Consider the following 7,581-nt stretch of genomic DNA (forward strand, 5'->3'; position numbering starts at 1 on the left):
GTTAACTGCTTTACTTACGTCTGCTTGAGAATGGCGTACATCGCCCGCTCTAAAATCTCGGTAGATTGGCTCTTGCGTCGTCTTTATATCGCATTCTTTGAGTGCAGACTGTATTGCTTTGTATAAATCATTAAGTGTTGTACGGTCGCCCACAGCTACATTATATACGTTATCTTTAGCTTCATCTTCTGCTGTTGCGGCAAGTATATTCATTTGCACAGTATTTTCGATAAAACAAAAATCGCGACTTGTTTCCCCATCACCATTAATAAATACATCTTCGCCTTTGATCATATCGGCAGTCCACTTAGGAATTACTGCAGCATAAGCTCCATTAGGATCTTGACGTTGACCGAAAACATTAAAATAACGTAAACCTATGGTTTTAAAGCCATACGTTTTTGCATAAACACCTGCATATAGCTCATTAACATATTTAGTTACTGCGTAGGGAGAAAGTGGATTACCAATGTTTTCTTCTACCTTAGGTAATGCAGGGTGGTCGCCATAAGTAGAGCTACTTGCAGCATAGGTAAAGCTTTTTACTTTAGCCTCTTTCGCCGCTTGTAACATATTTAAAAAACCAGTGATATTAGCAGCATTTGTTGTAATAGGATCGGCAATTGAACGCGGTACTGAGCCGAGCGCTGCTTGATGCAGTACATAGTCGACACCTTCACCGTTATTAGCTAATGCTGTTTCGCAATCTTGATAATTGCGAATATCGCCTTCAATAAAGCTAAAACCTTGCCACTGCTCAGAAGTAACTAAGCTTTTTACTTCATCAAGATTATGCTGGTGACCGGTTGCAAAGTTATCAAGACCCACCACTTTTTGATTCAATTTTAATAAATGCTCTAAAAGATTTGAGCCTATAAAACCAGCAACACCAGTTACTAGCCAGGTTTTTGGAGAAGAAAGTAATTCTGTTTTAATTTGTTCGTAACGAGTCATGGTTGTCCTTTAAAGTTTTGATACTGAACACTAACAACATTTAAGTTATTAATTGTGCATGGCGTATGCAGTCTAATTTAAGAGCGCGGGATAAACCCGCGCCTACAAAGCTATAAACGCATATCTACACTTTGTTTTGGTAGTACGTACTTTAAGTCGTAAAGTACGTGTTCTGCTTTACCTAGTGCACGAATTTGCTCTGCGCCCATTTCTTTAAATTCGTTATGACCTACAGCAAGAATGATTGCATCGTAATTATTAGGCTTATGTTCGTTAGTTAAACTTAAACCATATTCATGTTGAGCTTCATCGTTTGAGCACCATGGGTCGACTATATCAACATTAATGTTATATTCTTTAAGTTCACTGACTATATCAACCACTTTTGTATTACGTAAGTCTGGACAATTTTCTTTAAACGTTAAACCCATTATTAATACGTTTGCACCGTCTACATGGATACGTTTTTTAAGCATGTTTTTAACCAGTTCTGATACTACATGTTTACCCATACCATCGTTTAAACGGCGACCGGCTAAAATCATTTCTGGGTGGTAACCTACACTTTGTGCTTTATGTGTTAAGTAGTACGGATCAACACCAATACAGTGTCCGCCAACTAATCCTGGGCGAAATGGTAAGAAGTTCCATTTAGTGCCGGCCGCTTCTAATACTTCGAGCGTATCGATACCTAACTTATTAAAAATAATAGATAGCTCATTAATTAAAGCTATATTTACATCGCGCTGCGTATTCTCAATTACCTTTGCAGCCTCAGCTACTCTAATAGAGCTTGCTTTGTGTGTGCCGGCCGTAATTACTGATTTATAAAGTTGATCTACTTTTTCAGCTATTTCTGGATTCGAGCCTGATGTCACTTTTAATATGTTAGTTACACGGTGTTCTTTATCACCCGGGTTTATACGCTCTGGAGAATAACCAGCAAAAAAGTCTTTATTAAATACAAGTCCAGATACACGCTCTACTACTGGTAAACACGCTTCTTCTGTTGCACCTGGGTATACTGTTGACTCATAAATTATTATGTCGCCTTTTTTAACTACTTTACCTAGCATTTCACTGGCTTTAATAAGTGGTGTTAAATCAGGTTGTTTATGCGCGTCAATAGGGGTTGGCACTGTAACAATATATACATTACAGCTTTCAAGATCTGACACTGTGTAAGAAAAATTAAGTTGCGGGGACTGTTTAAGCTCTTCGTCACTTACTTCAAGTGTTGAGTCGTGGCCGGCTTGTAGCTGTGCAATTCGACCTTGGTTAATATCGAAACCTGTTACTGGGAATTTTTTACCAAACTCAACTGCTAATGGGAGGCCTACATAGCCTAAACCTATAATGCCAATTTTTAGGTCCGTTAATGAATCGTGCATAAATGTACTCTCTTTGCTTGGTTATCGAGCTTCGAGCTTTAGGCTTCGAGCTTCGTAAAATTAAATATTAAAACTGGTTTCAAGTTAAAACGCGCTATAAAAAACGAGTATCAAGACATATACTCGTGGGTAAAAGGCACGTTTTTATAATTTATTTGAGTGGGTTATCATTCATTTTTTAATGATAAAAACGCTCTAAATTTACTAAATTAGACCGCAATAGCTCACCACTAAATTGCATTTTAGCAATTTTATATCTCACTGTTCTTACAACCCACTGAGACACTTTTTTCTAAAATGAGACAGTCAATTTAGACTATCTCTTTGTAATACCTTGTTTTTGTACTTTTTATAAAAAGTGCCCAATAGGCCCCTTATTTTTTATCACTTGTATATTCGTAGTTGTAATAACCATAATATCCATATGCATTACTTGCTTTTTTAACTACGCCATTAAACACGACACCTTTTACATCTATGCCATTTTGCTCAAAGCGATTGCGAGTAAGTTCTATCTCACGTACGTGATTCTGACCAAAGCGGGTTACAAGTAATGTAGTGCCGCTGTGCGCACTAACAAGTACCGGATCTGTTACCGCTAAAATTGGTGGTGTATCTATCAATATTATGTCGTAATTAGCAGTTACTTCTTCAACTAATTTGCTAAAATTACTGTGCATTAATAACTCAGAAGGATTTGGAGGTATTTGCCCGCGAGTAATTACACTAAGCCCATCAACCTTGGTCTTTTTTGTAACTTGTTCCAAGTTTAAACGCCCCGATAAGTAATCGCTTAGGCCATCTGCTGCCTCTAGCCCAAATTGTGTTTGCAAGTAACCCTTGCGCATATCTGCATCTATAATAAGAACCTTCTTACCGCTTTGAGCAAGAACACTTGCTAAATTAACCGATATAAATGATTTACCTACACTTGGGCTTGGACCTGATATAGCTATAATATTATTTTTAGCCTCCATCATCGCAAAGTGTAAGCTAGTTCGCAGGCTGCGCAGTGCTTCAATAGCGAGATCGGCTGGGTTATCAAGCGCTAATATACTTTTGGGTTTATTCGTTTTATTTTTACGCGCACGTTCAGCAAAGCCGCTTAGCTTATCTTGATAATCGGAGTGCGGTACACTTGCGTATACCGGCAAGCCTAGCGCTTCAATTTCTGCTGGGTCTTCAACCCCTTTATGCATTGCTTTTTGTATAAGTACAACTGCCACCGCTAACATACCACCCAGCATAGTAGCCATAACCACTATTAATGCTTTTTTAGGCTTAACTGGCTTACTTGTATTGACTTCGGCGAAGTCAATAATACGTACATTACCCACAGTGCCCGCGCGTACGATGTCTAGCTCTTGTGTTTTGCTTAATAACAATGTGTAAATTTGGTTGCTAACTTCAACATCACGCTTTAGACGTAATAACTCTTGTTGAGTTTCTGGTAGGTTACCTACCTCACCAACAAGCTCTTGTTTTTGGCTTTCAACCGCCTCTATTTGTTCCAATATACCTTGATATGAAGGATGATCTTTTTTGAATTTTCGACCAAGTTCTAAGCGTTTCAAATTTAGTTCTTGCAGCTTTGTCTCTAGCTTTACGACTTGCTCAAGCACACCTTGCGTCTCAAGAGTTATGTTTATTGACTGACGCTTTATTTGGTAGTCATTAAAGCGTTGCTCTGCGTATTCAAGCTGTTTCTTAATTTCAGGTAATTGTACTTCTAAAAATTCAAGCGACTTTTGCGCCTCTGCGCTATTACGCTCAACATTGCGACGTACATAAATAGCAGCCACTTTATCAAGTACTTTTTCGGCATAGCTCGGTTTAGTACTTTGTAAGCTTAAATTTATTATGCCAGAGTCTTTGCCTTTTTCGCTTGCGCCAATTGCAGTTTGTAAATCTAATATAGTATTAAGGCGATCTTTACGGCTAATAATAAACTCGGTACCTGGACGTGCGTTTAAAGTGCGAACTGTTAAGTTAAATTTACCACTTGCAAGCTCTTCACCTACTTTTCCCGCTAATACTTGCTCACCATCACTATCTAAAAGAGCAAGGCTATTATTATTTTTCGCTACTAAGGTAAAACTTTGATTAACTGCAAAATGCGGAACATTAAACCTAAATATGTTTATACTTTCACCACCCCATGCGTAACTTTTGGCTCCGAAGCTTGGCTCAGCTAAGTCTCCATCTTTCATTGGAGTAAATTTACGGTAACTACGACTGCCAATAAACGGGAATAATTTAGGCTCTGCAATTACATCAAGCTTTAGCGTATCAACTGCTTCACCTATTATGCTTCGCGATTTTAGTAGTTCTATTTCAGTTACTGCAGCTGATGTACTTTCAAACATGCCAGCCATATCATCGAAACCAGGAACTGATGCACTGCCATCTTCCACCTGTATCATAGCTGTTGCTTGGTAAACAGGTGTGCTTAATACGGCATATACAACACCTATAAACATAAACACTGCAGTTACACCCACTATAAAATATTTGCGATCGAGCAATGCACCTAATAATGCCATTAAATCGATTTCTTGCGTCGGTTGTGTGGTGTTATTTGTGCTTTTATTCTTCGCGCTACTAGAGCTATTGTTCGGCTGGGTATTCATTAAATTAGCCATTCCTTATAAATACTTTTGCCAAGCGCTACAGGCGCTATCGATTAGAGTGTATACGTGCTCAAAAGCCTCTTGGCTTTGCCTATACGGGTCGGGTATTTCGGCGTTATTAATCCATTTACCAAGTAAAAATGTTTTACCTCGTGCCTCTGGGTAACGTGCGTGTACATCGTTTAAATGACGTTCTTCCATTACCAGTATTACACTATTTTGAGCTACTAAACTTGAACTAAGCTGCTGACCTTGGTGGGCGTCCATATTAATACCATGCGCTTGTGCTATTTGCTGAGCTTTTGCATCTGCTGGTTTGCCTTCAAGCGCGGTTAACCCTGCTGACGACACTTTAATATTTTTGCCTTTAAGCTTTTGCTTTAATACATATTCGCCAGTTGGGCTTCGACATATATTACCGGCACAAACCACTAAAACAGAATCAAACATATTTATAACCCTTAATTGTTAATATCGTTAAGGTTATCGACTGTCGATATTGAAGGCAGTAATAAGCTTATTACGCGATTCCAACGAGCTAGTGGTGCTGATGTTACATAAACTATATCATGCGGTTGCAGCTCAAATTGTTCTGCAAGCACAAGTGCTGCGATACTTTTAGCATGTAATTGATATACGTCGGCCAAAACACCTGTTTGTTCGTAGTTACGTTTGCGCAATACAAACACGCCATTGGCGTCAGCTGTATTTTCATTTAAGCCACCAGTGTCGCTCAATGCTTCAGCTAAATTCAAGCCATACCTTGTTAATGTAACCGAACCTGCTTTTTTTACATCCCCCAGTACAAATACTTTTTGTTTATCATTGCGGTTTACGTGCACTATATCACCATTTTGCAATAGACGGTTTTGAGATATATCACCATGGGCGTAAAAGTCTTCTAACTGAATAATTTCGGTTTTATTGCCACGGGTAAAGGTTACTGTACGCCAATCCGCAGCTTCGGTTAACCCACCAGCTTGATTTAGCGCGTCAATTAGCGTGAGAGGAATTTCGGTTACCGGATAAACACCTGGTTTACTTACTTCACCTGTTACATAGGCTTTTTGGCTTCTAAAACCCACTACTTTTACATCTACTTGAGGATCTTCAATCACTCGGGCTAAGCGGTTTACTAGTTCATTATGTACTTGACTTACCGTTTTACCTTCGGCCTGAATGTTAGGCGCATATGCGTAAGTAATAGTGCCATTTTTTTGAACTCTAAATCCATCAAACTCGGCAGTACGTTGTACAGCGGCTGGTATTGTTAGCTCTGGGTGATCCCATACACCAATTGTAAGTACGTCACCTATACCTAGTTTATATTCGTAATCATTCACGTTTAAACCGGCGGTGCTCAAAGATGGCTTAGCAGCTTCACGCCCACGTTTTTGCTCATTGATTAATGACGAGTCAATTATTTGAATGTTTACTTTTTCTAGATCTTTATCAAGATTTTGAGTTTGCTCGCCTGGGTCAATACCCTCAAAGTGGCTACCGGGTATTATAGTACAGCCAGCTATTGATAATAATGCGAGTGAAGTAACGAGTGATTTACAGCTTAACGCCATAGTAGAATCCCAAAATTTATTTAAATATTGCACTTGCCCACCAACCTTGGCGAGTACTTGTATTTTTAACTGGCTAATTAAAGCATGACAATAAAGCCTAAGCAAGAAACAGGGTGTTAGTAAACGCTTAAGTGGTTAAAAAAATGTAAAGAAGAGGCGTCACTAATTCTTTAGTATTGTACAAAATGATAACTTTAGTGCGGTTATTAATTTTTTACCTATTTAGCCGTATCATCTCATAATCACATACTTTATAGACTACTTTTCACTATGTGAAATGAAGTAAATAAAAGTAAACAAAAAACTCACTAAAACAATTCAATTTAGCCTGCACTTTTTCTATGGCCCAGCACCTTTGTAGATGCGATGTATTAATAGAAATTAGGTGAGCTAATTAGAAGTACTAGCCTTTAAGGCACACTTCCGTCCCTAGGTTACAGTTCCTACATACTGATTTATTCTTTAATGCTATTTTGATCTTAGATGTAACCTTAACCGTATATAAAACTTGTTGAAATTTACGTGATACTTGTGTTTTTAGTTGCTATTTCTTTGTTATCTACGCTCATTTCTACTTGTTGATTAAGCAAGTTTATTAACAATATACTACGCATGTCTCCATCAGGTTCTTTATATATTGCTTGGATATTGTTAAATGACTCATTATTAACACTTACTACATCACCTATTTTTGGGACTTTTGATTCTATAGTGTTCGAACGTTCACTTTTTAGTTGGTTTATTATTTGCGTAGAAACCACTTGATAGCTTGCCCCATAAGAAACAAAGCCTCCTATTCCACGCGTGTTTTTTACAGAAAAAAAGTTCCCATTTTTTGACTCAAGGCATACAAATAAATAATTAGGGAATAAAGCGGTTTGTTTGACGGTACGACGACCTTTAACTAGCCTTTCAGTAGTTAACTTGGGGTAAAACGCTTCAATCCCTTGATTTTGCAAATTATTTTTAGCTCGTTCTTCTTGCTTAGACTTGCATAAGACTAAGTACCAACGTCCCATAGTAGTCCTTAAT

At 38.2% G+C, this 7,581-nt stretch carries 6 protein-coding genes; all 6 read right to left on the reverse strand.

The genetic code is table 11. The annotated features are described in order from the left end of the window. The coding region (locus CXF89_RS20720; protein ID WP_121955638.1) for an NAD-dependent epimerase/dehydratase family protein at positions 1 to 954 on the reverse strand (954 nt) is incomplete at its 3' end. 110 nt (positions 955 to 1,064) lie between these two features. Continuing rightward, a complete protein-coding gene (gene tviB / locus CXF89_RS20725; protein WP_121955639.1) occupies positions 1,065 to 2,345 on the reverse strand; it encodes a Vi polysaccharide biosynthesis UDP-N-acetylglucosamine C-6 dehydrogenase TviB in 1,281 nt (426 codons plus the stop codon). Between the two features lie 374 nt (positions 2,346 to 2,719). Beyond that, positions 2,720 to 4,975, reverse strand: a complete 2,256-nt coding sequence (locus CXF89_RS20730) for a polysaccharide biosynthesis tyrosine autokinase (protein ID WP_121955640.1) — start codon at positions 4,973 to 4,975, stop codon at positions 2,720 to 2,722. Positions 4,976 to 4,990: 15 nt separating this feature from the next. Continuing rightward, complete coding sequence (locus CXF89_RS20735; RefSeq protein WP_121955641.1) at positions 4,991 to 5,425, reverse strand: low molecular weight protein-tyrosine-phosphatase; 435 nt, start codon at positions 5,423 to 5,425, stop codon at positions 4,991 to 4,993. 11 nt (positions 5,426 to 5,436) lie between these two features. After that, positions 5,437 to 6,549: a polysaccharide export protein gene (locus tag CXF89_RS20740; RefSeq protein WP_121955642.1), complete on the reverse strand. Its 1,113-nt coding sequence runs from the start codon at positions 6,547 to 6,549 to the stop codon at positions 5,437 to 5,439. A 518-nt stretch (positions 6,550 to 7,067) separates the two neighbouring features. Beyond that, positions 7,068 to 7,568, reverse strand: a complete 501-nt coding sequence (gene rfaH, locus CXF89_RS20745; RefSeq protein ID WP_121955643.1) for a transcription/translation regulatory transformer protein RfaH — start codon at positions 7,566 to 7,568, stop codon at positions 7,068 to 7,070. Positions 7,569 to 7,581: the final 13 nt, after the last annotated feature.

The organism is Pseudoalteromonas sp. MelDa3 (assembly GCF_002863625.1).
GTDB classification, from domain to species: domain Bacteria; phylum Pseudomonadota; class Gammaproteobacteria; order Enterobacterales; family Alteromonadaceae; genus Pseudoalteromonas; species Pseudoalteromonas arctica.

Excerpts from the sequence above, each read along its gene's own strand:
- CXF89_RS20730 (WP_121955640.1), bottom strand. The coding sequence starts at position 4,975 with ATGAATACCCAGCCGAACAATAGCTCTAGTAGCGCGAAGAATAAAAGC.
- CXF89_RS20735 (WP_121955641.1), bottom strand. The coding sequence starts at position 5,425 with ATGTTTGATTCTGTTTTAGTGGTTTGTGCCGGTAATATATGTCGAAGC.
- tviB (WP_121955639.1), bottom strand. The coding sequence starts at position 2,345 with ATGCACGATTCATTAACGGACCTAAAAATTGGCATTATAGGTTTAGGC.
- CXF89_RS20740 (WP_121955642.1), bottom strand. The coding sequence starts at position 6,549 with ATGGCGTTAAGCTGTAAATCACTCGTTACTTCACTCGCATTATTATCA.
- rfaH (WP_121955643.1), bottom strand. The coding sequence starts at position 7,568 with ATGGGACGTTGGTACTTAGTCTTATGCAAGTCTAAGCAAGAAGAACGA.